This is a genomic window from Chthonomonas sp., from assembly GCA_016788425.1.
GTDB lineage: Bacteria > Armatimonadota > Fimbriimonadia > Fimbriimonadales > Fimbriimonadaceae > JAEURQ01.
In genome coordinates this window covers 101,753-124,627 of the sequence record JAEURQ010000002.1, presented here as the reverse complement: position 1 = coordinate 124,627, position 22,875 = coordinate 101,753, and the positions used below count along the sequence as shown (strand labels likewise).

General features: G+C 60.4%; 22 protein-coding genes and 1 tRNA gene. 12 read left to right on the top strand and 11 right to left on the bottom strand.

What is annotated here, in order from left to right:
* Positions 1-51: 51 nt before the first annotated feature.
* Both JNJ45_02445 and JNJ45_02440 read right to left on the bottom strand, forming a co-directional pair.
* Positions 52-1,116, bottom strand: coding sequence for an acyl-CoA/acyl-ACP dehydrogenase (locus JNJ45_02445; protein MBL8047519.1), 1,065 nt, complete (start codon positions 1,114-1,116; stop codon positions 52-54).
* Positions 1,113-2,513 (bottom strand): hypothetical protein, encoded by a 1,401-nt coding sequence (locus JNJ45_02440; protein ID MBL8047518.1) that lies wholly within the window; start codon positions 2,511-2,513, stop codon positions 1,113-1,115. The genes JNJ45_02445 and JNJ45_02440 overlap by 4 nt, the downstream gene beginning before the upstream one ends.
* A gap of 9 nt (positions 2,514-2,522) precedes the next feature.
* On the opposite strand from JNJ45_02440, the gene JNJ45_02435 reads away from it, so the two are divergent.
* From JNJ45_02435 to JNJ45_02415, 5 genes are all read left to right on the top strand, one after another.
* Entirely contained in the window at positions 2,523-3,821 is a 1,299-nt protein-coding gene (locus JNJ45_02435) for a CPBP family intramembrane metalloprotease (GenBank protein MBL8047517.1), read from the top strand.
* A complete protein-coding gene (locus JNJ45_02430) occupies positions 3,821-4,954 on the top strand; it encodes a cysteine desulfurase (GenBank protein MBL8047516.1) in 1,134 nt (377 codons plus the stop codon). The genes JNJ45_02435 and JNJ45_02430 overlap by 1 nt, the downstream gene beginning before the upstream one ends.
* A 103-nt stretch (positions 4,955-5,057) precedes the next feature.
* Positions 5,058-6,440, top strand: a complete 1,383-nt coding sequence (gene hslU, locus JNJ45_02425; GenBank protein ID MBL8047515.1) for an ATP-dependent protease ATPase subunit HslU — start codon at positions 5,058-5,060, stop codon at positions 6,438-6,440.
* A 6-nt stretch (positions 6,441-6,446) separates the two neighbouring features.
* Entirely contained in the window at positions 6,447-7,181 is a 735-nt protein-coding gene (locus tag JNJ45_02420; GenBank protein ID MBL8047514.1) for an ABC transporter permease, read from the top strand.
* Between the two features lie 53 nt (positions 7,182-7,234).
* A complete protein-coding gene (locus tag JNJ45_02415) occupies positions 7,235-8,629 on the top strand; it encodes a DUF2779 domain-containing protein (GenBank protein MBL8047513.1) in 1,395 nt (464 codons plus the stop codon).
* Here the strand turns inward: JNJ45_02415 and JNJ45_02410 are convergent.
* The gene (locus JNJ45_02410) at positions 8,603-9,232 is read right to left on the bottom strand and encodes a hypothetical protein (GenBank protein ID MBL8047512.1); all 630 of its coding nucleotides are present in this window, start codon (positions 9,230-9,232) and stop codon (positions 8,603-8,605) included. The two genes, JNJ45_02415 and JNJ45_02410, sit on opposite strands and share 27 nt — an antisense overlap.
* Before the next feature lie 5 nt (positions 9,233-9,237).
* Positions 9,238-9,936, bottom strand: coding sequence for a hypothetical protein (locus tag JNJ45_02405; GenBank protein MBL8047511.1), 699 nt, complete (start codon positions 9,934-9,936; stop codon positions 9,238-9,240).
* A 10-nt stretch (positions 9,937-9,946) separates the two neighbouring features.
* Between JNJ45_02405 and JNJ45_02400 the strand changes: the two genes are divergently transcribed.
* The gene (locus JNJ45_02400) at positions 9,947-10,996 is read left to right on the top strand and encodes an RsmB/NOP family class I SAM-dependent RNA methyltransferase (GenBank protein MBL8047510.1); all 1,050 of its coding nucleotides are present in this window, start codon (positions 9,947-9,949) and stop codon (positions 10,994-10,996) included.
* 1 nt (position 10,997) lies between these two features.
* On the opposite strand, the gene JNJ45_02395 is transcribed toward JNJ45_02400, so the two are convergent.
* Positions 10,998-11,915: a protease complex subunit PrcB family protein gene (locus JNJ45_02395; protein MBL8047509.1), complete on the bottom strand. Its 918-nt coding sequence runs from the start codon at positions 11,913-11,915 to the stop codon at positions 10,998-11,000.
* 53 nt (positions 11,916-11,968) lie between these two features.
* On the opposite strand from JNJ45_02395, the gene JNJ45_02390 reads away from it, so the two are divergent.
* On the top strand, positions 11,969-13,477 hold the full coding sequence (locus tag JNJ45_02390) for a family 20 glycosylhydrolase (protein ID MBL8047508.1): 1,509 nt from the start codon (positions 11,969-11,971) through the stop codon (positions 13,475-13,477).
* A 4-nt stretch (positions 13,478-13,481) separates the two neighbouring features.
* Here JNJ45_02390 and JNJ45_02385 read toward each other — a convergent pair whose 3' ends face one another.
* The 6 genes from JNJ45_02385 to JNJ45_02360 form a co-directional block, all read right to left on the bottom strand.
* Positions 13,482-13,823 carry a VOC family protein gene (locus tag JNJ45_02385; protein MBL8047507.1) on the bottom strand — a complete coding sequence of 114 codons (342 nt, stop codon included), beginning with the start codon at positions 13,821-13,823 and terminating at the stop codon, positions 13,482-13,484.
* Positions 13,820-14,833, bottom strand: coding sequence for a beta-lactamase family protein (locus JNJ45_02380; protein MBL8047506.1), 1,014 nt, complete (start codon positions 14,831-14,833; stop codon positions 13,820-13,822). The genes JNJ45_02385 and JNJ45_02380 overlap by 4 nt, the downstream gene beginning before the upstream one ends.
* Entirely contained in the window at positions 14,830-15,708 is an 879-nt protein-coding gene (locus tag JNJ45_02375) for a serine hydrolase (protein ID MBL8047505.1), read from the bottom strand. The genes JNJ45_02380 and JNJ45_02375 overlap by 4 nt, the downstream gene beginning before the upstream one ends.
* 22 nt (positions 15,709-15,730) lie before the next feature.
* On the bottom strand, positions 15,731-16,933 hold the full coding sequence (locus tag JNJ45_02370; GenBank protein MBL8047504.1) for a DUF4349 domain-containing protein: 1,203 nt from the start codon (positions 16,931-16,933) through the stop codon (positions 15,731-15,733).
* A complete protein-coding gene (locus JNJ45_02365) occupies positions 16,930-17,424 on the bottom strand; it encodes a sigma-70 family RNA polymerase sigma factor (protein ID MBL8047503.1) in 495 nt (164 codons plus the stop codon). Before JNJ45_02365 ends, JNJ45_02370 begins: the two co-directional genes overlap by 4 nt.
* Positions 17,425-17,581: 157 nt before the next feature.
* Entirely contained in the window at positions 17,582-18,202 is a 621-nt protein-coding gene (locus JNJ45_02360) for a PEP-CTERM sorting domain-containing protein (protein MBL8047502.1), read from the bottom strand.
* Between the two features lie 241 nt (positions 18,203-18,443).
* On the opposite strand from JNJ45_02360, the gene JNJ45_02355 reads away from it, so the two are divergent.
* From JNJ45_02355 to JNJ45_02335, 5 genes are all read left to right on the top strand, one after another.
* Positions 18,444-19,544, top strand: a complete 1,101-nt coding sequence (locus JNJ45_02355; GenBank protein MBL8047501.1) for a hypothetical protein — start codon at positions 18,444-18,446, stop codon at positions 19,542-19,544.
* Between the two features lie 30 nt (positions 19,545-19,574).
* A tRNA-Ala gene (locus JNJ45_02350) sits at positions 19,575-19,650 on the top strand.
* Positions 19,651-19,707: 57 nt separating this feature from the next.
* On the top strand, positions 19,708-21,015 hold the full coding sequence (locus JNJ45_02345; protein ID MBL8047500.1) for a B12-binding domain-containing radical SAM protein: 1,308 nt from the start codon (positions 19,708-19,710) through the stop codon (positions 21,013-21,015).
* Positions 21,016-21,017: 2 nt separating this feature from the next.
* Positions 21,018-21,716, top strand: coding sequence for a hypothetical protein (locus JNJ45_02340; GenBank protein ID MBL8047499.1), 699 nt, complete (start codon positions 21,018-21,020; stop codon positions 21,714-21,716).
* Between the two features lie 112 nt (positions 21,717-21,828).
* The gene (locus tag JNJ45_02335; protein ID MBL8047498.1) at positions 21,829-22,875 is read left to right on the top strand and encodes an ADP-ribosylglycohydrolase family protein; all 1,047 of its coding nucleotides are present in this window, start codon (positions 21,829-21,831) and stop codon (positions 22,873-22,875) included.

Here is a 22,875-nt window from a genome sequence, read left to right as displayed (position 1 = left end):
CCCAAGCTAGCGAACTAGTCTAGCTGTTTTTACGGGTTCATCGCCAAAAAATTACGCCCGAATTTTATTTGCGTTCAAAGTGTTAGGACTTTCGGCAAGATTGAGGTTGTTCGCGATGGTCCGCAGGGCTGCCGACTGAACATCCGGCGTGATCGCCGACACGCTAAACACGAACGCTTCGCGGGCGATGCGCTGCGCGGAATGGCTGAGCGCGATGCCGCGACCGCCGCTCGCGATGAGCGCGGCGTGGGCGGCGCGGCCCATGAATTCGATCGCGGTGGCGCGGATGGCGAGCTTCTCGGCCATGGGCAATCCTTGCTGATTGACCAACTCCACGAGTTCGTGCCACTTGCTGAGGAATGCGTTCTCGACTTCCGTCTTCGCGAGCAAGTCAATCGCCGCCCGCGAACAGCCGAGCGCAAAGGTGGCCTGGAGGGTGACGTTCAGCCGATCGTTCTGGTGAATCCAGTCGCCCGCCTCGATGCTCACGACCTCGCTCGCCGGAATTGGCAAGTCGCGAGCAACGCCCGAGACCGTGAGCGCGGTGCCCATCGCCGCCAGCTGCATCGGCTCACTGAGGGAAAGGTTTGCGCTTGGGGCAAACGGCGTCCGGGCGAACAGCGTGCGGCCATCGGGCAAGGTTGCGCCGATCAGAATGTGCTCAAAAAAGCCGAGCCCCGTGATCCAGGGCATTTTGCCGTTGACTCGGTAGCCATCGCCGTCCGGCGTCGCGGTGAGGGCGGGTTGCCCATCCTTGCGCAGCTGACTAAACGCAATCCCGATCGTTCGGTTGTTGGTGCTTGTGCCCAAGAGCATCCGCTCGGCGACTTCGGGCGGAGCCATCTTGCTGATCATCGCGACCGCGCGCTGCTGTTGAGTTTGCAGGAAGGCGAGAGTCCCGCTGGCGCGAGCCACTTCGAGTTGAAACTCGCGGAAATCGGCGTCGCTCCACGCTGGGCCGCCGAGCGATGCGGGGGCGCGCAACGCCATGAGGCCGTGCTGGCCGAGCGTGTCAAACGCCTCGCGGAGGTCAACGGTACTTTGGTCAATAAGTTCGGCGCGAGGACGGATGTCCTCGCGCAAAACGTGCCTCGCAACTTCGAGGGTGGTGGTCACCAACTGCGCTGGACCGCGGCCGGCTTCGTTTGGTCGAACCACATTTGGCCCGCCGTCGTGGCCATTATCCCAATTGGTTGCGGAGCGGTGTCTTCGCGACGCAGATTCTTCGGGCTTCCGCCATGGCGCTTGCCGACAAACACCAGATCGAACTGCAAGAACTTCTTGAGCTTGGTGTCGTAGACCGAGCGGCCATACACGCTGAGGTCCACGCCTCGACTCTGCAACTCGTCCATCTTCGGCTCTTCGCCCGGAGCGAGCGCCCAGTTGCCTTCGGCGCTGGCCGTCACGCTGCCGTAGTAGCGGTACAGCACGGTGTTGCCGTAACTCGAATGGACCTTGGTGCTCATGCGAGCGACGGAAATGTTTTCGGCGGTGTAGGTCAGGGCGTGTCCGCGCACATTGTCGTTGAGCGCGGTGGTCGCCATATCCCGCACCAAATCGGTCGGCCAGTTCACGACCTCGCCGCTGCGGTTCACGCCCGGCATGATCTGCGCCTGACGCCCGGCGGCGAGCACAAAGGTACCCATGTTATAAAGATCGCTCCACACAAACGGGCCGCTCCGCGGCAAGTCTCGCTGGGTGAATCTCAGCGAAAGATCGGTGGCGAACGGGGCGGCGGCCGCGGCGCTGTTAGCGTTCGTGCCGGGAGTAACCGAGGCGGTTCCGCCGTTTGCGCGAGTCGGGCGACCCTGAACCGTGGTGACGGTGTCCTCTTGCACCGGCCCGCCACGGACTTCCTGCGGTCCGGTATCACGGACCGTGACGCCGCCGCCAGCACGACCGCGATTCGGCATGGGCGGTTGCACCTGCTTCGGCGGTGTGGTCGGCGGACTCAGGCGAGCCATTGCGGCCAACTCTTCGCTCCATTGACGCTCGACGCCGGCCAGGCCATTCCAACCCGACAGCATGTCGCTCATCCACTTGCTCACGTCGCTCGCGTTCGTGGCGCTGGTAAAGCCGAGAAGTTTGCCCCTCGGCGCGACGGCATACAGTCCCGAGCCGCGCTTCGCGAATTCGGCGGTGAGTGGCGCAGGGAGCCAAGTCTGGCGCCCACGAGCCTCGCGCAGATCGCCAAGAAACAGCGCAAACCCGCGGGCCTGCGAATTGACCATCGGGTCGCTAAACACCATGCGGCGCATCTTCACGCCCGTTGTATCAGTCTGGTCACGAGGGTCGCCCTCGGCCAGCCAAAGCAAGGCCGCGGAGCCTTTCTTGGCGGTCTCGGTCGGAAACTTCATCAGGTCGGTTTGCCACGACAAATCTCGCCACATGAGGTCGGGACCCTTAGCACGAATGAGTTCGCGCATTTTGTCAAAGTTCTGCTCGTTGACTTCGAGCGGACCCGGTGCCGCTTGGGCGAGGGCAAGCGATAAGATCAGCGACGAAAAGGCCATATACCTACTTTGACGCACAGCGAGTCGCTGGCGATACGCGCAAAGCAGGCGGGTACGCTTCTCAACTTGCAAGAAGAGCCGGTCATCGAACCCGTTAACCCCGCCGTGCGCTCGCTGAGCTGGGCCACTTTTTGGCTGATGATCGTGCTAATGGCCTCCAGCGGGTTGGCGATGTATCTGAACCCGGCGGCGACTCCGACGCCCGAGTTAGCCCGCGAGCTCCTGCAGCGGAAATTGCAAGCCGAACCTCTTTCGCCGACCGCGGCCGCCACGTATCAACGGGATATCTTGACCGGCCCCGACGCGTTGCAACCGGATCGGTTGGCCCTGCTCGGGCCCGTGGTCGCGGATACCGGGGCGGAGATCCCGGTAAAGGTGCGCCTCAGTTTGCCAAAGAAGCCGCTCGGCATTCCCAAAGAGCTGTATCTTCGCATCTTCAGCCCTCGAACCAAACCTCTGAAGCTCACGGCCCAGGAAACCCAAGCGCTCACCCGACTTGGTGGCTGGGGGGCCGTGGCACTTCGGAAGGCCGCGAGCGGCGCCTCACCACCGGTGACCGTCAATCCTTACGCCGTCCTTTGTGTGCCCCTCCTTTTCATGATCTTGGGTGCGGCCGCGCTGATCAACTACATTTCGAACTTACACTCGCGGTTGAAACCTAGGGAACTGCCGCTTCCCCTCGCCTGGAAACCCGAGTCCGAACGCGAGCAACTCGCGCTGGTCCAGCGATTCGTCCTGGTTTGCTTAAGCTTTATCGCCGCCTCATTCATCGGAGTATTCGCCCTACCGCTGGTGATCCTTGCCATGAGCATGCCGATTAGCGGGTTCAACATTCCTTGGAAGCGCATCTTCGGCTGGGGCGAGCGCAATCCGCTTATCTGGGGGCCCTACAGCTATCTCGGGGCGATGCCGTTGCTGATTATCGGGGTCATCCTCTCGACCTTGATCTCTCAGTTTCTGCCGGGTGGTTCGCACGAACTCACCGACTCTCTCGCCAAGGACCCTTCCGGTCTGGCGCTGGCATTTTTCTCCGCCGTGATCATGGCGCCGCTCATCGAGGAGGTGCTGTTCCGCGCGATCCTTCTGCCTCTCTTTAGCAACCTCTTTGGGCGGATCCGGTACGGCATCATTGCCTCTTCGGCGATCTTTGCGGTGGTGCACATGCAGGGGCCGCCGGTGTGGCCGGTCCTCTTCGTCCTCGCCGCCACCTGCAGCGTGGCCTACGTGCAGTCGCGAAGCTTGTGGGCATCAATCTTCGTCCACATGATCCACAATTCAATCATCCTACTGGTTGTTGTCTTCGGTTAATGAAACGCTACTATCTCGATCACGCCGCCACGACTCTGCTTCGCCCTGAAGTGCGCGAGCGCATGCAGCCGTGGCTTGAGTTGCTCGGCAACCCGAGTTCCTCGCACGCCCACGGTCGCGCCGCCAAAGCGGCGATTGACGTCGCGCGAGAGCGCGTGTCGGCCCAGCTCGGCGTGCTGTTCGGCGAGATCTGCTTTGTCGGGAGCGGCACCGAGGCCGCGAACCTGGCTCTGCTTGGCTTAGCAATCGGTACCACCAGCGAGCGGCGACGCATTCTCGTCTCCGCCGCCGAGCACCACTGCATGCTGCACCCGGGACCGGTGTTGAAGCGGCTCGGATTCGAGCTCGAAGAGATTCCCATTGACGCCGACGCGCGCGTGGACACCGAGGCGCTCGCCGAGATGATGGGCGACGACGTGCTGGCGGTCGTCGCGATGCACGCCAACAACGAGTTCGGTACGTTCAACGATCTCGCCGCGATTCGCGGTCTCTGCGACGAGCACGGCTCGCTCCTCATCGTTGATGCGGTGCAGACCGCCGGCCACTACGAGCTTCGCCCGGAGGCGATGGGCGCGGACATCATGACGTTTTCCAGCCACAAATTCGGCGGCCCCAAGGGCGTTGGCGCGCTGTGGATTAAGTCCGGCACGCAAGTCGAGGCGCTGGTGCGCGGCGGCGGCCAGGAGCGCGATCTGCGCGGCGGCACCGAGAACGTCGCCGGAATCGTGGCGTTCGCCGACGCGTGGGACATCACGGCCGAACGACGCGACATCGAAGAATCCGCCAAGCTCGCAGCCCGCGACGCGTTTCTTGCCGCGCTCGGCCCGCAGGCGATTCGCACGGTTTCGCCGGGCCAGCCCACCCTGAGCGGCCACGCCCACGTGCGGTTCGCCAACGTCCTCGCTACGAGTCTGCTCATCGCCATTGACCGGCGCGGTGTTTCGGCCAGTAGCGGTTCGGCGTGCAGTAGCGGGAGCCTCGATCCCAGCCACGTGTTGCTTGCCGCGGGTTACGACATGAGCGAGGCGCAAGGCGGGTTGCGGTTTTCGTTTGGGCCCGAAACGACTCCGGGCGAGGCGTTGGAAGCCGCCGAGATTGTGCTCGCCGAAGCCTCGCGGATCGCCGGGCGCTGACTCCCAACGAGGGCCAGCCCGGGCGCAGTCCCGACGTGAGCCCCGCGAACGATGGAAGGGCGCGGCACCGGGCGGGCTGGCCCTCGCCATAATAAGGCTATTGATGGAACTCCCCATTGAATCCCTCACCCCCCGCCAAATCGTGGCGCAGCTCGACCAGTACATCGTCGGCCAAAACGCCGCCAAAAAGGCCGTGGCGGTCGCTCTGCGTAACCGATATCGCCGTCAGCAACTCCCTCCCGGAACCCGCGACGACATCATGCCCAAAAACATTCTGATGATTGGACCGACCGGCGTGGGCAAGACCGAAATCGCGCGACGCTTGGCCCAACTCGCCAAAGCGCCTCTCATCAAGGTCGAGGCAACCAAGTTCACCGAAGTCGGCTACGTGGGTAGGGACGTGGACGCGATGATCCGCGATCTCGCAGCCGCCGCGGTTCGCCTCGTCGAAGCCGAATTCGTCGAACTCAATCGCGTGGCCGGGCTGGAGCAGGCGCTGGATTCGTTGGTGGAACAGCTATCCGAACGGGCCGGGGTGCCGCCGCTCTTTGGCTACTTCCCCACCTACGACGAAACTGCGACTGAGCCGCAAGTGGACCTGGCCGACATCGAAGCCAAGCGCGCCGCCCTGCGCCAAGAAATCATCGACGGCAAGTGGGATCACGAACTCGTCGAGGTCGAATACGAGGAGAAATCCAATCCGTTTCTGCAGGTGTTTGGCCCGCAAGGCATGGAGGAAATGGGGCTGGACATGGCCAACATGCCGGGCGCCAACCAAACGCGCAACATCAGCCGCCGCATGAAGGTAATGGACGCCAAGGAGTATCTCACTGAGCAGATGGCGCGCAACAACATCGATTCGGCGAGTCTCCACAAGGAAGCCGTTCACCGCGCCGAGCAGACTGGCATCATTTTCATTGACGAAATTGACAAGGTCGCCGGCAGAACCGGCGGATCGGGACCCGATGTCTCTCGCGAAGGCGTGCAGCGTGACCTGCTACCGATCATCGAGGGCTCGACGGTGCAAACCAAATTTGGCCCGGTCCGCACCGATCACATCCTCTTTATCTGCGCCGGCGCGTTCCACATCAGCCAGCCCAGCGAACTGATTCCTGAACTTCAAGGTCGCTTGCCGATTCGGGTCGAACTGGACAACTTGGGCGAAGATGATTTCCGCCGCATTTTGAGCGAACCGAAGAACGCCCTCACCCGCCAATATCAGCTTCTGCTGGGCGTGGACGGGATTGAGCTTGAGTTCACCAGCGACGGTCTGGATGAGATCGCCCACTTCGCCACCGAGGTCAACCAAAAGGTGGAAAACATTGGCGCGCGCCGCCTGCACACGTTGATGGAGCGGCTGCTTGAAGAGATGTTGTTCGACGCGCCCGATTGCGGCGCGAAGAAGATGACGCTTGGCGCGGGCGAGGTGCGGGAAAAGCTTGGCAATCTAGTTCGCGACGCTCAGCGGAACTCGCGCGTCCTATAGGGCAGGATGCGCGGATTGTTTGAGTTTGTGGGCGAGTGCATCCTGATTCTCGGGGACGCATTTCGGCGGCTGTTTACCGGTCGTTGGGAGGCCGGCGAGATGCTCAACCAGATGAGCTTTGTCGGCGTCAACTCGGTGCCGATTGTCGCTCTTACGACGTTCTTTAGCGGCTCGGTTTTGGCTCTCTACAGCACCGAAGTTTTGGTACGATACGGCGCCTCGGGGCTGGCCGGGGCCACGATCGGCCTGGCCGTCACCCGGGAGATCGCGCCCGTGCTCGCCGGAATCATGGTCGCCGCACGCTGCGGCTCCGCGATGGCGGCGCAAATCGGCAGCATGAAGGTCACCGAGCAGGTTGACGCACTGCGCACCTTGCGGGTTCACCCCACCGATTATCTGATTCTTCCCCGCCTGCTGGCCGGGCTCCTCATGGTCCCGATTCTTTGCCTGGTCGGGGTCTTCAGCGGCGTCGGTGGCGGGTATCTGCTCTCCATTTCCAAAGGCGTCGCCAGCGGGGCTTTCCTGAACTCGCTGAAGCAATTCGTTGAACCGTGGGATTTTTGGGGCGGGATGATCAAGGCGGTTGCCTTCGGCATCATCATCGCCGTGGTCGCCTGTCAGCAGGGCCTGGCCACCCGAAACGGGGCGGTCGGCGTCGGTCGTTCCACCACGCAAACCGTGGTCATCAGCATGGTGCTCATTTATGTCGTAAACTTCTTGTTGGCGGCGGTACTTTACTGATGATTTTTGTCAACAAGCGGGATTATAGAAACGGGCAAACTTGCGCGCGACTCATGGCTCTTTTGCGCAAGGAGCCGCAACTGCAAGAGGAGCGCGACGAATCGGCGCGGTACAGCATCGCCGTCGGCAACACGATTGGCGAACTCGCGCGCGCTCTTTTTCCGGGTGGGGTGCTCGTCCCATTTTCGGATGACAAATTCGAGCGCACGCGGGAACTGATCGAGGAACAAACGCCGGTGATCTATGAAGCCGCTTTTCAGGGAGGTCAGGCCGTAGCTATCCTTGATGTTTTGGTCCGGCAGCCCGATGGCACATACCACGCTTACGAGGCAAAGTCGGCGAAATCGGCCAAGGACAGTTACTACTACGAGTTAGCGATTCAGGGTGTGGTCGCGGCGGAAAATGGCGTCCGCATTTCGGGATACTTTATCATCCACGTTAATGGCGATTCGCTTTACGATGGTTCGTCCTACACCACGGACTTGCTGAGCATCACCGAAGTCACACCTCATATTGTCAACGAGCTCGATGTCACCTCGGTGAACCTTGCGCTCATGCACAACGTGATGAACGCGGACAAGGTTCCGGACGCCGACCTGAAGTTTGTGTGCAAAGGATGTCATTTGATCGAGCACTGCCATGGCGTGTTACCCGATGATCATCAACTTTTCTTACCGGGCATGACCACCAAAGAGTTCGAAACCGTTCGCGGAGGCGGCACCATCGTATTCTCTGACAATCCGACCAAGGTCAAAGACTTTCAACGCGTCAATTTCTCGCATGCTTTGAAGCAGCAAGGCTGCGTAACCGCAGAGGGAAAACAGACTCTTGCCGATGCCAGTTTCCCGCAAGTGTTTCTGGATTTCGAGGTCTTCGCCGCGCGGTTGCCGATCTTCGCCGGCACCAAACCCTACGACCAGTTGCAGTTCCAATTCTCGGCCCACATTCGGGAACATGCGGGCGCTGAACTCCAGCACGTTGAGTATCTGCCCGAGCACGATCAAGACCCGCGAGCCGAGTTCGGCGCACGCCTCCATCAGATTATCAAAGACGCGGGCACAATCTTCACCTACTCACATTACGAAGGCACCCAACTTCGTAACATGCTCAAGAACGAGTTCGAGTTTGCCGATCTTAACGTAGCCAAGTTGGAGCAATGCGAAATCGACCTTTACAAAGTCGTGAAGCGACACACGTATCACCCCAAGTACCGCGGTTCGTTCAGCATTAAGAGCGTGCTGCCCGCGTGGGTACCCGAGCTTAGTTACAAAGAGCTGGCCATCCAAGATGGCATCACCGCCGCTATCCAATATGGTCGCCTGATTCAGCTGTTAGGAACCCCGGAAGGTGACCAGTTACGCGCCGACATGTTGGCCTATTGCCGACTCGACACGCTCGCGATGGTAAAGGTGTACGACGCCCTACTCGCGTTCGAGCCAAAGGCTTAAGCGCGCGACTCCATCGGCGAGACTTTCCGCCGAGACCTGGTGCGCCATTGGATACTCCAGGTACTCATGGGCTGCGCCCACTTGCACCAAGTAGTCGCGGATTCCGCGCCCAAATTCAATCGGCAACACCGGGTCGAAGGTGCCGTGTTGAACTAGTTTCGGCAAGGCGAGAAACTCCGCCGAGACCGACGAAGGAACGAATTCAGGATTGAGCGCGCCGCTCATCAGCCACACTGCGTCCACCAAGTCGGGCCGCCGCAAAGCGATGCCGAGCGACTGAATGCAGCCTTGGCTGAAGCCCGCCAAGAAGAGGCGCGGGCGCGTTGCCCGCAACGCCTCCAGCTCCTCCACCAACATAGCCTGCGCGGCCAGCGATTCCTGCTCGTTGTAGTGCCGAATTCCCTGCTCGTCGAAGCTGAGGTTGTACCAAGCGAAGGAGCCCATGCCGAGACTAATCGGCGCCCGAAACGCGATGACCTCAAGCGGTAAGCCGATGTGCTCAGCCAAGCCGAGCAGGTCCCGTTCGTTCGAGCCGTAGCCGTGCAACACGACCAGCGTGGCCCGCGGATTCGCCGCGGAAATCGATTCTTGGAGCAGGGGCATTACCCCTATTTTGACGCCAAAGTGAGGGTGAGGCGTTGCGGTACTTGGAGTTCGTCGCTCGGCAGATACGTGCGCTCAAACTCCCACTGGCCGTCGTGGGTCATCTGGTTGTCGCGGCGCACCCGGGCCCAGCCTTGCCCCCGAAATCCGCGCGCCACTTGCTCGTTGAATCGCAATCCCACGCGCATGAGCGCGCTCTTGTCCAGCAGCACTTCTTCCTTTTCGAAGGTGTATTTGTAATTCCATTTCGCCCCGTTGAGCACGTCCGGCGCCTGCCCGGCCATCCACGATTCGCCCACTTTCACGACTTGACTCGGGCGGATAATCAGCCCCGCCATCGCGTAGCGAATGGCCAGCAACTGGTCTTCCGAATCCTCGCTGCGATCGCGAAACTCGGCTTGCTTGCCCAGCGTCACCGTGTACTTCCATTGGTCGCGCGTTTCGCCATCCGGAACCTCGAGCGGTTGCCCGGCCACCTCCAAAACCACCGCGCCGCTCGAATCCTTTTGCCGCACCATCACGCGCACCCGGTCGCGCCACTCGGTCACGGTTTTGTCCTCGCTATCCTCATAGCGCCGTGTCATCACGTAGCTCGCGGCGGCACCCAATTCGGGCGAAAAAGTGGTCGGGAACGGGTCAACGAGGGCCGCGGCGAGGGCGAGAATCACGTTGATCAGACGGCTGACAAGGGGCGGGTGATACACTGAAGGCGGTTTGGCAAGAACAAAATCTCGACGCCCGCCTCGAACCGGGCCAGGAATTCACATGGTGAAGGCGTCGGAATACCTGTTCCCCGACCCCACCGAGCGCGAGGCGTTCATCAACGCCCTGCTCACCGGCGTCGGCCGCGAGCAATCGCTCATCATCCTGCGCGATCATTCCGCGCTGCGCGTGTTCCCGCGCCTCGGCCCGACCAGTTGGCAGCCCGATTTTGTCATGCGGCTCGACGCCGACTTTCGTCCCGGCAAACACCCGCTCTACGAGAAAGGGCACTTCTACTCGCTCGATTTTTCGTCCGTGTTCTCGAGCTCGGTGATGACCGCGATTCAACAGCCCGTCCGCCGCGTTCTCGACCTTTGCTCCGCGCCCGGCGGCAAGGCGATTTTCGCGTGGCGATTGTTCCAACCCGAAGTGCTCGCCTGCAACGAGACGATCCGTAAGCGTTGCGGCATGCTCATTGACAACCTCACGCGTTGCGACATCACCGGCGCCCGCGTTTGGTCGGCGGATCCCAGCGTGTACGCGCGGCGCTGGCCCGAATCCTTTGATCTGGTGCTCGTCGATGCGCCTTGCTCGGGCCAATCGCTCATGGCAAAAGGCGAGCCCGCTCCCGGCGCGTTCACCCCCGCCATGATCGACATGAACGTCGGTCGGCAACGACGCATCGCCGCGCACGCGGTAGCGTGTTTGCGGCCCGGCGGGCACATGTTCTACAGCACGTGCACGTTCTCGGCGAAGGAGAATGAGAAGATCATCGCGTGGATCATGGAGACGTTTCCGGCCATGAAACCGGTGGTGGTGGACAAACTCGCCGCGTTCCAAAGCTCCAAGGCCGAGTTCCCCTGCTACCGGCTTTTCCCGCATCAGGGTCTGGGCGCGGGCGCCTTCGCATGCTTGCTCCGAAAAGAGGGCGAGCCGCCGGCCCACTATCCGCCGATTGACGATTTGACCGGGCTTTGGTGGACCGGCAAGCCGCCAGTAGACCGAACGGCGAGGGCCGATATGCCCCCGCCGCCGCGGAATCGTCCGAAAAAGCCAGACTAAGTTAGCGTCCGAGCGGTTTGCCCGGCAACTTGATCACGGTCACCCGCGCGGTTACTCGCGGAATTCGGAGCCACGCATAAGGTCGCGTAATCGCGTTCGTCACGCGATCGCCAAAGTTCGGCGAGTTCTCCCAGTAGCGTAGCGTCGTCTCGGCCGCGTTATTCACCTGCAGCGATTCGATGCCGATGCTGTAGCCGCCCGAACCACGTTGCCCCAGGTGGATGGCCACCAGCGATTCCTCGCGGAAGTTCATGCGGGGCTTATCGGGTCGGTCGTCTTCCGCCACTCGGCCAAACACTTGCGACCAATATTGGTTGAGGTCGTTCGTCGAGGAGATCACATACGCGCCCTGAATGTTGACCGGGCAGTACGAGTTGTCGTACTCCACTTCCCAATCCAGCGGGTAGGGGAAATCTGGCATGTGACAGCGACACGAGCAATGCACGATGCGGCACGGGCGGGCGCACGAGCACGGGCTGGGAGTGAACACCGGGTAACCGACGATATCGCGCATTTGCAGCTTCAAATGACCGCCCAAACGATCCAGCGCGACGGCAACCCAAGGGTTGCTGCTGCCGCGAGGGGCGTCGCGCAGGCTCTTGCGCACGGCCTTAACCATCAGTTGGCCGGCTTCGAACGTCATCGTTTCGACATACACCGACGTGCCGCCGACGTTCTGCTTGTCGAGGTTCAGAATCACCATTTCTTGCTTGGTGAAGTCCACGCTCGGCGCGGAGCCGCGTTGGCCCAACGCCTTCCAAATCTGTTGCCAATCGCCCTCGGTTTGAATCTGTCGGAACAGATACTTCCCGACCTGCGAGCTATTCCCTTCGGCTACGGTCCGCCATTTGACGGTTTGGGCCGTCGCCAAAAAGGCGCACAACAGCAAGGTTAGACAGACGAAAAAGCGCGTTCGCATACAACTTGGACGCCTTCTCGCGGGCGAGGTTTCATGGGTCCCATAATCAACGGATGCAGTTGAAAATGTGGATGCTCGATGTCGCCCGCGAGCAGCACCTCTCCTACGAGCACTTGGCGACCTTCGCCCGGCTTAGCCTCGAAGCCGGCTACGACGCGATGGGCCTTTATCTGGAGCACCGATTTGCCTATCCGAGCGTGCCCTGGGTGCACGGCAACGACTGCATTACGCCCGAGATGATCGCCCAGTTGCGGCGCGACTTCCCCGCTCTGCGGCTCATCCCGTTTATCAATTTGCTGGGCCACTTCGAGGGATTCCTCTACACGGAGGGAGGCGCGCAGTTTCGCGAGGCGCCGCTGGAGGGTCTTCAAGCCTGCCCTAGCAATCCCGACTTCATTCGCCTTTGCGAAGGCATGATTGACGACATTTTGGCCGCCTTCGACGACGAGATCATCCACATTGGCGGCGACGAAACCGCGCAGCTCGGCCAGTGCCAGCTCTGCCGCGCGCGGGTGGAGCAAAGCGAGGCTAAGCCCGACGTGGATGGCAAAGCCGAGCTTTACGGCGCGCACTTTGGACCGCTCGCGCACCGTGTGGTGGCCGCGGGTCGAACGCCCGCGCTGTGGGGCGACATGTTTCTGGCCCACCCCTCCGCGCTTCGCTACATTCCCAAGGAGAGCATTATCTTCGACTGGCAGTATTTCAATGGCGTCGCCGAAACCGCGCCGAAGTTCACTGAGCAAGGGTTTCGCGTGGTCGGTTGCCCGTGCGTCATCACGTACAGCGCGACCTGGTGTCACCTCGGCGCGACCGAAACGAACATTCGCGAAGTCGCCGCGGACGTGGAATCGGGCGGGCTCTTTGGTCTGTGCGTCACCACCTGGGAGATCGGCATGTTTGCCGCCTACGATTCGCTGTTTCCGATTCTGCGCTGGGCGACGAGCGACCGGTCGGGCCCCCTTGTGGATTGGTTTGGCGAGGGCCAAAAGTGGGCGCAGATGATGAGCTCCGACCTGGAAAAGTTTGGCGGCGTGTTCACTTCCGGGCGCATCCGCAACTCGCTAAAAACACGCACACTGCTGATGGCGAACCCGTTTTTAGCGTGGGTGCATCACGGCGAGGAATTGCGGGGTTCGCACGGCAAAGCGATACTGGATCACCTGGACCAGGCGCTCTTCCACGCGCAAACCGAGGCCGAGCGCGGCGTGACTCTGTGGGCTCGGGCCGCGGTGGAATGGGTGCGCCTTGCCGACGACGCGGCCGCTGAATATGCCGCTGGCAGCCCCGAGCGCGCCATTGCCAAGCTCACCCTCACGCGGCAACTGTTTGACGACTTGGCCAAGGTCGCGCGCCGTACGCACCAGCGCATCGGCGGATCGCTCGCCGATATCGAGCGTTGCCGCATTGCGCGCGAACATGTCGAGACCGTGATCAAACGGCTGCGGCAATATGGCAGCGGCCAGCTTGGCTATCGGCCTGCGTTTGAGGTGCTCACCCACCCGCGGTTCTGCCCCTATGACCAGGCATCGTGGTGGCTGATCAACAAGTGGGCGAACCAATAAGCGGCTAACGGTTTGAAATCTGAATCGGGTTCCCCGCCGGATCAACCGCATCGGCGAACTGCAATTCGCCGTACGAATGCGTTTTGCCAAACACCAGCCCTTGTTCCGAGAAACTCTGCTTCGCAGCTTCAATATTGTCGCAATAGAACACGATTTTGACCGGCGATGCCGGGCCCGGATGAGCGCCGCCATGCGCCTTGTGAACGGCGATATTGCCCCCGGGCCCCGCAAGTTCAACCCAATCCGCGCTCGCGCCCGGCTGCGGCTCCATCGCAAAGAACTTCTGATAAAACTCGGCGACCTCCGCCACGTTGCGAACGAACAGGATGATGCGCGCGAGTCTCATTGCGCATCCATCCAGCGGATCACGGCCTCGTGGAGTTGTCCAATTTTCTGGTCGCGACGGTCGGTGTTGATGAGAATCACCGCGCAATCGTTGCGCTCAAAATCGCTCACCACAATCGTGGTTGTGCCCACCCAGCCGCCGGTGTGGAACACGCGCCCTTGCAGCCCGGGCCGGTTGATGGCCCAGCCGTAGCCGTAGCTGCCATCACTGTGACTCGTCCACGCGAGTTTGCGCATGTTCGCCGGAAGCACCGCATCGGTGCGCAACGCGTTGTGCCAGCGGAGCAGGTCGCGGGCGCTCGCCATGACCATGCCGTCGCCGAAGGCGCTCCATTTGGCGTGCACATATTGCTCGTTGCGCCACTGCGATCCGGACCATTGGTAGCCCATCGCGCGGTTCGGAATGATCGCTTCCGGGTTGGCGATGGTTGCCTTTGTCATGCCGGCTTTGGCGAAAACATCGGACTTGAGGACGTCGCCAAACGGCCGCTTGGTCACGTTCGCGACGATCGCACCGAGCAGCATGTAGCCCGTGTTGGAATACTCAAACTTTGCGCCCGGCGCAAAGCGGACCGGCTTGTCTTTCAGGGCCACGATCTGCGCTTGCTCGCTGGTGGTGAGCGCCAGATTGCCGGAGCCGATGTAGTCGGCGAGGCCACCCGTGTGGCTAAGCAGGTGGTGAATGGTCACGGGTCGCCACGATTCGGGCGCGGTGGGCAGCAAGTCGCAAATGGAGTCGGTCAGCTTCAATTTCCCCGCGGCAACCAGTTGAAGGATCGCCGTGGCGGTGAACTGCTTGCTCACGGATGCCATCTCGTGCACCGAGTCGAGCGTCATTCCGGTGTTGGTTTCGAGGTTCTGCGCCCCAAACCCGCGACCGTAGACCATCTTGCCGTTTCGCTGGACGGCGATGGCGACTCCTGGGACAACCCTATCGGCGACGAGTTGCTTAGCGAGGGGTTCGAAACTCGGCGGAGGCGCGAGGATGGCGGCGGCGATGAGAGCATTCATTGCAGTTGATCCACCACCATTTTGGCCATGGTGGGGACGATTTTGTCGTTCCCGCCATAGTTGGTGAAAATCGCCAGCACGTACATTCGGCCATCCGGAAGCTTGAACGCGGCGACGTCGTGGCGGTTGAGGCTGGTCCAACCGGCCTTGCTCCACAGCTTCGAGCCGCTCGGCAACGCCGAGCCGATGTACTTGGATTGACCATCGGCTTTGGGATCATCGGCGGGGACGTTGCGACTTAAGCGGGCACGCATCCATTCGCACTGCTGCGGGCTCACCACCTTGCCCTGCATGATCTCTGTCATCATGCGCACGGTTGCATTTGTAGTCAATCGGTTCCTTAACTCCAGATCCTTCCCAAAGGCTTGTCGTTCGCGCCCGTACGCTCCTTCGTTGTAAGTCCGATGAATGACATTGATATTTTGGTACCCTAATGATTTGAACCAACGATTTGCCGCCTGGCGCTTGCGGTTCCAATCGTCGAGTTGCTTTCCGGCGAGTTCGGGGCCGGGTAGAGCGCCAGTCGTCGCGTTGACGATATAGCCGGTCGCGTCGTTGCTGCTGTCCACAATCATGTCGCGGACGGCTCGCTCGAATTCCTCCGACTTCTTGATGCGCCCCGCGTTTACCTCATGCGCGGCGAAGGCAAGCCAGAACAGCTTGACCACGCTCGCCGTGATGAACGACTCTTCACCGCGAAACTCAGCTTTATCAAGAACCGCGTTGTCGTCGATCTGCCAAAGCGTCATCGCCACATCCTTTTCGGAAAACGGCTGCTGCACCTTGGCCGCCGCAACCACGGCAGCTTCCAAGACTTTGGTGAGATCGAGCGGGGCAGACATGGCGGAAAGGATGATCATGGCTTGCGCGATCATCCTTTCACCTTACTCTACGGCGCTACTTCTTGGCGGCGCGATTCTTCCACCAGACGATGAGCGCAAACGGCAGCCAGATGGGGCTGAACACAAGGATGTTGACGGCCACTGCGCCGAGTCCGCGGCCCACCACCGTGAAATTGTTAGCCGCTTGGTTCCAAATGTTGTTCGACCAGTTTTGATTCTCAGGACTAAGCGCGATCTTGTCCTTTTCGTAGAGGTTCACGACGATCGTCGAAATCGCGGTTTCACCGGCCAACTGCTTGCTGGCTACTTGCTGCGAGTTCAACTGCCCCTGCAGATCGCTCAATCGCCAGCGGATCTCACTTGCCTCTCGGCCTCGAGCCGTGCGCAAACGAGCGTCCAGCGCGTTGATCTTTCGCTTGAGTTGGTCGATTTCGGCGCGATACGCCACCGCCTGTTTCGTCACGTCGTCGGCCGCTTGCGATTCTTCGCGCACTTCGCCGAGTTCCCGCACACGCTCCATGGTCATGTCGTACTTCGCCGCTGGCACCTTGATCGTCGCCATGGCCACCGGCGCGCCGCCCTCATTTTTGTTATAGTTCTTGTTATCCAGGTATCCGCCATTTGAAATCGCAATCGCGTTCACCTGATTCAGACCCTTGTACGCAGATTCCACCGCGACCCCGATGCTGGCGGACTGTATGACTTCTCGCTCCGAGCGCAGAGTTGGGACCTCGCCGCGGGTTTTGCTCGGTGCCACCCGCGCTCTTTCGGCGATCCGACCGTAATCCGCTGTTGCTTTGGCTTCCGATTCGGCGGGTGCGTTCTGGACGCCTAGATCCATTTCGGTCATCGGCATTGCCGGGGCCGATGCCATTTCCATACTTGCGCCGGCAGTAGCAACTCCTCCTCCGGCCCGGCGAGTTTGTTGGTACGTTGGCACGAATGTCGCAAACAGCGCGATGCCCACCGCCATTGCGGCAACCCATCGATAAGAGCCCATTCGGCTCCAAACTCCTTTTCGAGCGGGCGCTTCCCGCAACTTGGAAATGAGCTGGGCCTTGCGCGGATCCACTCTGGCCTCCCGGAGCATCAGCTCCTTATCGGTGTGGTCAACAAATGATTCTTTAATTCGTTTGAGCATATTCGCCTCGTCCAAAAGGGCCGGATCCGCCTTCATGGCTTGCTCAAGTTCCTGCGTGCGCGCTGGCGAAAGTTCGCCGTCGACGTATGCTTTCAGGTCTTCTCGATACTGATTCATGCGGGTACAGACACTCCTAGATTTTTGCGGAGATGCACAAATGCGTGGTGCAAACGCGACTTGACGGTGCCGGACGGAACGCCCAGAACACCGCTGATTTCATCGTAAGTCAGGCCATCAAGCTCGTGCAGCACCACCACTTCGCGGTGCTCCAAGGTGAGCTTGAGAATCGCTTCTTCTAACACGACGCGCTCCACGAGTTCGGGGCCGTTATCCGGCAGCTCGAAAACTTCCGGATCAGCGAGAATCTCGCGGCCGTGGCGGCGACATTCCTCGCGGCAGTGATTGTTGGCAATGCCCAGCAGCCAGGTTTTCACCGTGCTTTTGCCCTGGAACTTGCCAGCAATCCTTTGCGCCGTCAGGAATGTTTCTTGCGCCATGTCGCCCGCCCGGTCGTAGCCAACCCGGCGAGTGCAAAACGCCACCACGTCTTCGTAGTATCGCTCGGCGAGCTCTACGATATCGATGTTGGCCTTGCCTTGTTTACTCATTGCGAGCACCTTCATTGCGCATCTCCGTCACTGAGTGATGGCGGGCGGCCCGAGGGTTCAAAGAATTTTCACTTTGCGGTTAAGACGCGCGAGAACCCCGCAAAAAATCAGGGTGGCCATGCGGCCACCCTGACGAAGTTTGCAACTTAAGCGGGGCTTAGCTGCGGCGTCGGCGAGCAAGGAGGGCAAAGCCACCCAAGAGCGCCATCATGGAACCCGGCTCGGGAACCGTGCTGAGTTCGAAGCTGTGCTGGTGCGTGGTGGTCGAACCAACCGAAGACACGTGGCTGCCTACGGTTGCGGCCGAATTGCTCAGGAAGAATTGACCGGTCGTTGAGCCGAGAGCAGTGATTTGCATAACGCCCGAACCCGGAAGCGTGATGCCCAATGCGCCCAATCCGGTGATACTCCAAATGAAGTTGCCGGCCGTGCCAAAAGTGGACGTGAAAGAGGTCACAAACACGGAAGCCGAGTCGAAGAAGTCGAATCGGAGTTGCCCGCCCGCTGCCGTGACGCCACCAATGAAGCGCATTTCAGTCAGCGCGAAGCTCGCGTTCGGTGAAGCCGTGTAGTCATCAAAACCGAGCCCACCGCCGCGTGCCGCGAACGCCACGTAGGGGCTGTCCATGTGGCTGTAAACCGGGGTTGAGGTGAGTTCGGTGCCAATGCCCGAACCCATGTCGAGGGTTCGCTTTTGCAGTTGACCGGTGAAGGGGACTTGTGCGAAGGCAACGGCGCTAGCGACCGAAAGCCCTGCGATGAGGGTAATTTTCTTCATATTGCTCCTTTTTGGCGAGACAAAAACTCTCGCAACGCCCTTAGCTTAACACTTGATGAACAAATTCCCAAGGGGGCAAGCGGAAAACTCGTGAAAATACGGGGCAGAGTCCGTGCCGAGCGGGCCCATGCAGGCCGAGAGCACCGTACATCTGCGTGTCTCATTCCGCTAAGTGACTGAAAACCCTGGCAATGCTGTGAGAAACTTGTCCCAACGGGAGAAAGCCCCTTATAATAGGTTTATGTTGAGAAGAATTGTGGCTCTCGCCACGTGCGGATGTTTGTGTGGACTCGCGAGTGCCCAGGTGCAACTGACCGGAAGGCTAAGCGAGGCTGCCCTCAGTTACGTTTACGGCTTTGGGGGAAGTGTGAACAGCGGCACGCCCAGCACAAGTGATAACACGCTCGCGCCTTTTGCAGAGTTAAACTTTCCGTTCAGCGGCTCTTCGCTCCCGCCAATCGCGGCGAGCGTGAACGCGGTGAACTCTCACGCCTACGAAATCAGTGGCCTGCTCACCGACGTGGAAAGCATCTCGGCACTTGCGTTGAGCATTTCGACCGCGAGTGCCGATGGTGCTGCTTCGGCGGGCATCTCCACCAACAATAATCAGCTGCGGTTGGAGTTTACGGTGCCGAACCTTACCGCCTATCGCATTTCGGGCAACGTGAGCTTCTTGCCTCAGGCGTCCCGCTATATCCGGTTGCAGCGCTTTAACGGATTCGGTTGGGTGGACCAGTTCAGTTCGTTCTCTCTTAGCGCGACGGGCGCATTTAGCAATACAGGAACGATGGTGGCCGGATCCTGGCGCCTGATCACCGGCATAAATTCGAATGCGACTTCGACAACGGCGAATCCGACCGCCACACAAAGTCACCAATTCGACTTCCTGCTCGATATCGGAAATCGCTGTTCGGGGACGGCCACGCTGCAGGGCTATGTGGGCACCGACCCTGTGCCGGCAACGGTGGTGATTAAACAGGGTGCGAACACCGAGACCCGGGCGACGACGATCAATCCGGTGACCGGTGAGTTCCTGTTCAGCACGAACTTCTCCGGGCCGGTTGATGTGTATTTGAAGGGGCGGACATTCTTGCGCAAGGTGCAAACCGGCGTGACGGCCGGGCTGAATTGCTGCTCGTTCGCACTGAATAACGGCGACTGCGATGGCAACAACATCGTGGACATTGCGGATTACTCTCTTCTCGCGGCCCGATTTGATCGCGTTCTGGGCGATCCCCTTTACGATGTGCGCGCGGACCTGAATGGCGATGGCATTGTGGATATTGCCGACTACACGCTTTTGGCGCTCAACTTCGATGGTGTGGGCGTGGATTTGCCGTAAGGTGGCCGTGGGTATGATGGGTTCGACGGCGGGGGTATAGCTCAGTTGGGAGAGCGGTTCGTTCGCAACGAACAGGCCAGGGGTTCGAGTCCCCTTACCTCCACCAATCAACATTCCTTGGCCTCTGAGGGCTCTACTTCACCACCCAGGTAACCTGCGCGGTATGCCACACCTCATGCTGATCGCGATGAGCGGGGTGCGGATTGTCAATCCCGAGCTTCGCGCCCTCGGGCTCACCCTGCCTGGATTCATCGAGCGCGGCAAGGTCATCGCGTCCATTCCCAGCCTGGGGTTGCTCACCATCGCCGGGGCCACGCCCCCTCACTGGACTATTTCCTACCACGAGGTTGACGACATGGCCGAGCTACCGCAGGTCGAGGCCGATCTCGTCGCCATCAGTTCCCTTTCAGCGCGCATCAACGACGCCTATGCTCTCGCCGATGCCATCCGCGCGCAGGGCATTTCGGTCGTCATCGGGGGTCTGCATGCCAGCGTGTTGCCCGACGAGGTCGCGCTCCACGCCGATGCGGTGGTGGTGGGCCAAGGAGAGTGGGTCTGGCCGAAACTCGTCGCCGACTTCGGACGGGGTGAACTGGCCAGACGCTACGACGGCATGCACGTGACCGACGACCTCGCGACAACCCCGATCCCGCGATTCGACCTGCTAGACCCGGCGAAATACAACCGAATCCCCCTGCAAACCACGCGCGGCTGCCCGTTGGATTGCGCCTTTTGCGCGGCGAGCCGGCTCATCAGCCCCTACAAGCGCAAGCCGATCGCGCGCATCCGCCAGGAGCTTGAGGCGATTCTCAACATCTGGCCCGATCCGTTCATCGAACTCGCCGACGATAACTCGTTTGTCAACAAGAAGTGGGCGCGCGAACTCGCCCAACTGTTAAGCGAATATCCGCAAGTCAAGTGGTTTACTGAATCCGATATCTCGTTGGCCGACAACGAAGAACTTCTCTCGCTCCTCGCGAAATCTGGTTGCGCCCAAGTGCTCATCGGGCTTGAATCGGTTTCGCCCGAAGCCCTTGCCGAAACTGATTCCGGCCTTTGGAAGCGGCGGCAGCAACCGCAATATGCGGAAAAAGTGCGGCGAATTCAAGACCACGGCATCTCTGTGAACGGATGTTTCGCCTTTGGCTTTGATAGCGACACGCTAGGAACTTTTGCTGCCACCCGCGAGTTCATCGAGGAATGCGGCCTCAGCGAGGTTCAGCTCACGGTGCTCACTCCGTTTCCGGGCACCGCACTGCACCGTCAACTGCGGGCGGAAGGTCGGTTGCTCGCCGAAACGTTTTGGGATCAATGCACGCTTTTCGACGTCACGTTCAGGCCGAAGAACTTTACTCCTTCTCAACTAGAACAAGAGTTTCACAACATGATCGAGAGTGTGTATTCTATTGAAGCCGCCGACAAACGGAGGGCCATGCGAAACTCCATTTTTCGAAAGAGATTAACAGGTTAGCCATGAAGGAATCCGCGCAAGACCTATTCAAGTTCCTAACATTCCGGGCGACAACTGAGGATTACGATCGATTCGGCAAGCCGCATTTTTTGCTCGGACTGCTCACCACGTGGCTCGTGGGTATCGCGCGAAACTGGGACTTCCCGTCGGCCCCATGGTTTGCGAAACTTGGGCTTGCCTCCATCGCGTACATCTTTATTCTCAGCCCGGTCTTATGGCTTTTCCTCCGACCAGTTTCGCACTCGCGACCATCACTCATGAAGGTGCTAACCGTGGTCTCCTTGACCGCCGCACCGGGCTTGATCTATGGCATTCCGGTGGAAATGTTCATGGATACCGCTAGTGCGCAAGGAGCAAACACTACGTTCTTGGCCCTCGTTGCAACGTGGCGAGTTGCGTTGGCGCTGCACTTCTTTTGCCGAGGTTGCAAAAACTCGTGGCCAATCTCGGCGTCGGTTTTGCTGGTCCCAATCTGCCTGATCATCATCACGCTCGTCATCACGGGTCGCGCTGGATATGTCATCGAAGTTATGGGCGGAATGAATCGGAACGAACCTGCTCGCTCGCAAACGGATGACATTGTTGCCAGCTTATTCTGCTTCTCCGGGCCCGGGCTGGTGGTCGGCGGCCTCATCTACATCGGAGCCATCACGCACCTGCGGTTCATGCGAAAGTGGGAGAAGGGTTCTGGCAAGGGATAGCAGTTCCTTGACGCCATTCCAAAGACATCCTAAGAGAAGGCGTTCACTCCAAAACCCTCAACAAACTAAACGTGCGAGAATCGCAACCACCTCAGTTTAGTACACTAAACCCATGCAAAACGATAACCGCCACGAGTTTCTGCGCGACCGAGCCCGAGCCTGCCTGCTCGCTGGCGCGATGGGGGATGCCCTGGGCGCGGCGGTCGAGTTTGATAGTTGGAGCGAGATCCAGCGCAAGTATGGGCCGGCTGGAATCCAGCAGTACGACGTGGCCTACGGCGTGCGCGGCGCCATCACCGACGACACGCAAATGACCCTTTTCAGCGCGGAGGGATTGATCCGCGCGTGGGTGCGTCAGCAACTCAAGGGCGTTTGCTACCCGCCGGGAGTGGTGGCCTATGCCTACCAGCGGTGGCTGCTCACCCAGGGCGAAGAGCCGCATAAGTTTGCCATGGAAGCGCCGGGCTGGCTGATCGGCGAGCGCGGCCTGCACCAGCGTCGCGCGCCGGGCAACACCTGTTTGGCTGGTCTGCGCGAGTGGAAAAGCACCCGCCACGCCGCGACAAACAACAGCAAGGGGTGCGGCACCGTCATGCGCTCCGCCCCGTTCGGATTCTATCCGGCGGTCGAAGAAGTGGCCGGGAAGAGCTCCGACCTCACCCACGGCCACGTTGAGGCTCGCACCTCGGCCATCGCGCTGGCCCAAATTGTTCAGGAACTGGTGTACGAGGAAAGCACGATTTTGGCCGCGGTCGAAGCAACTCTTCGTTTGATCGATGCGGAAACGCTCACTGCCAAGGCGCTGGTGCGAGCGTGCGAATTGTCCGCCAGCGATGCGTCGGCTCTCGACGCCATCACCGAGTTGGGCGAGGGCTGGGTGGCCGAGGAAGCCTTGGCAGTCGCCGTGTTCTGCGCGCTGCGCGCTCAAGACGATCTGATCGCCGGCCTGCGCATGGCGGTCAACCATTCCGGCGATTCAGATTCGACCGGAAGTATTTGCGGCAATATTATTGGCGCCGCGTTTGGCATGGCCGTCCTCCCCGAGACTTGGCTCCGCGACCTGGAACTGCGCGACGTGATTGATCAAGTCGCGCAGGATCTAGTGGACGTCAAGTTTGGCAGCGCCGACGACTTCTGGAAGCGCTATCCGGGCGGCTAA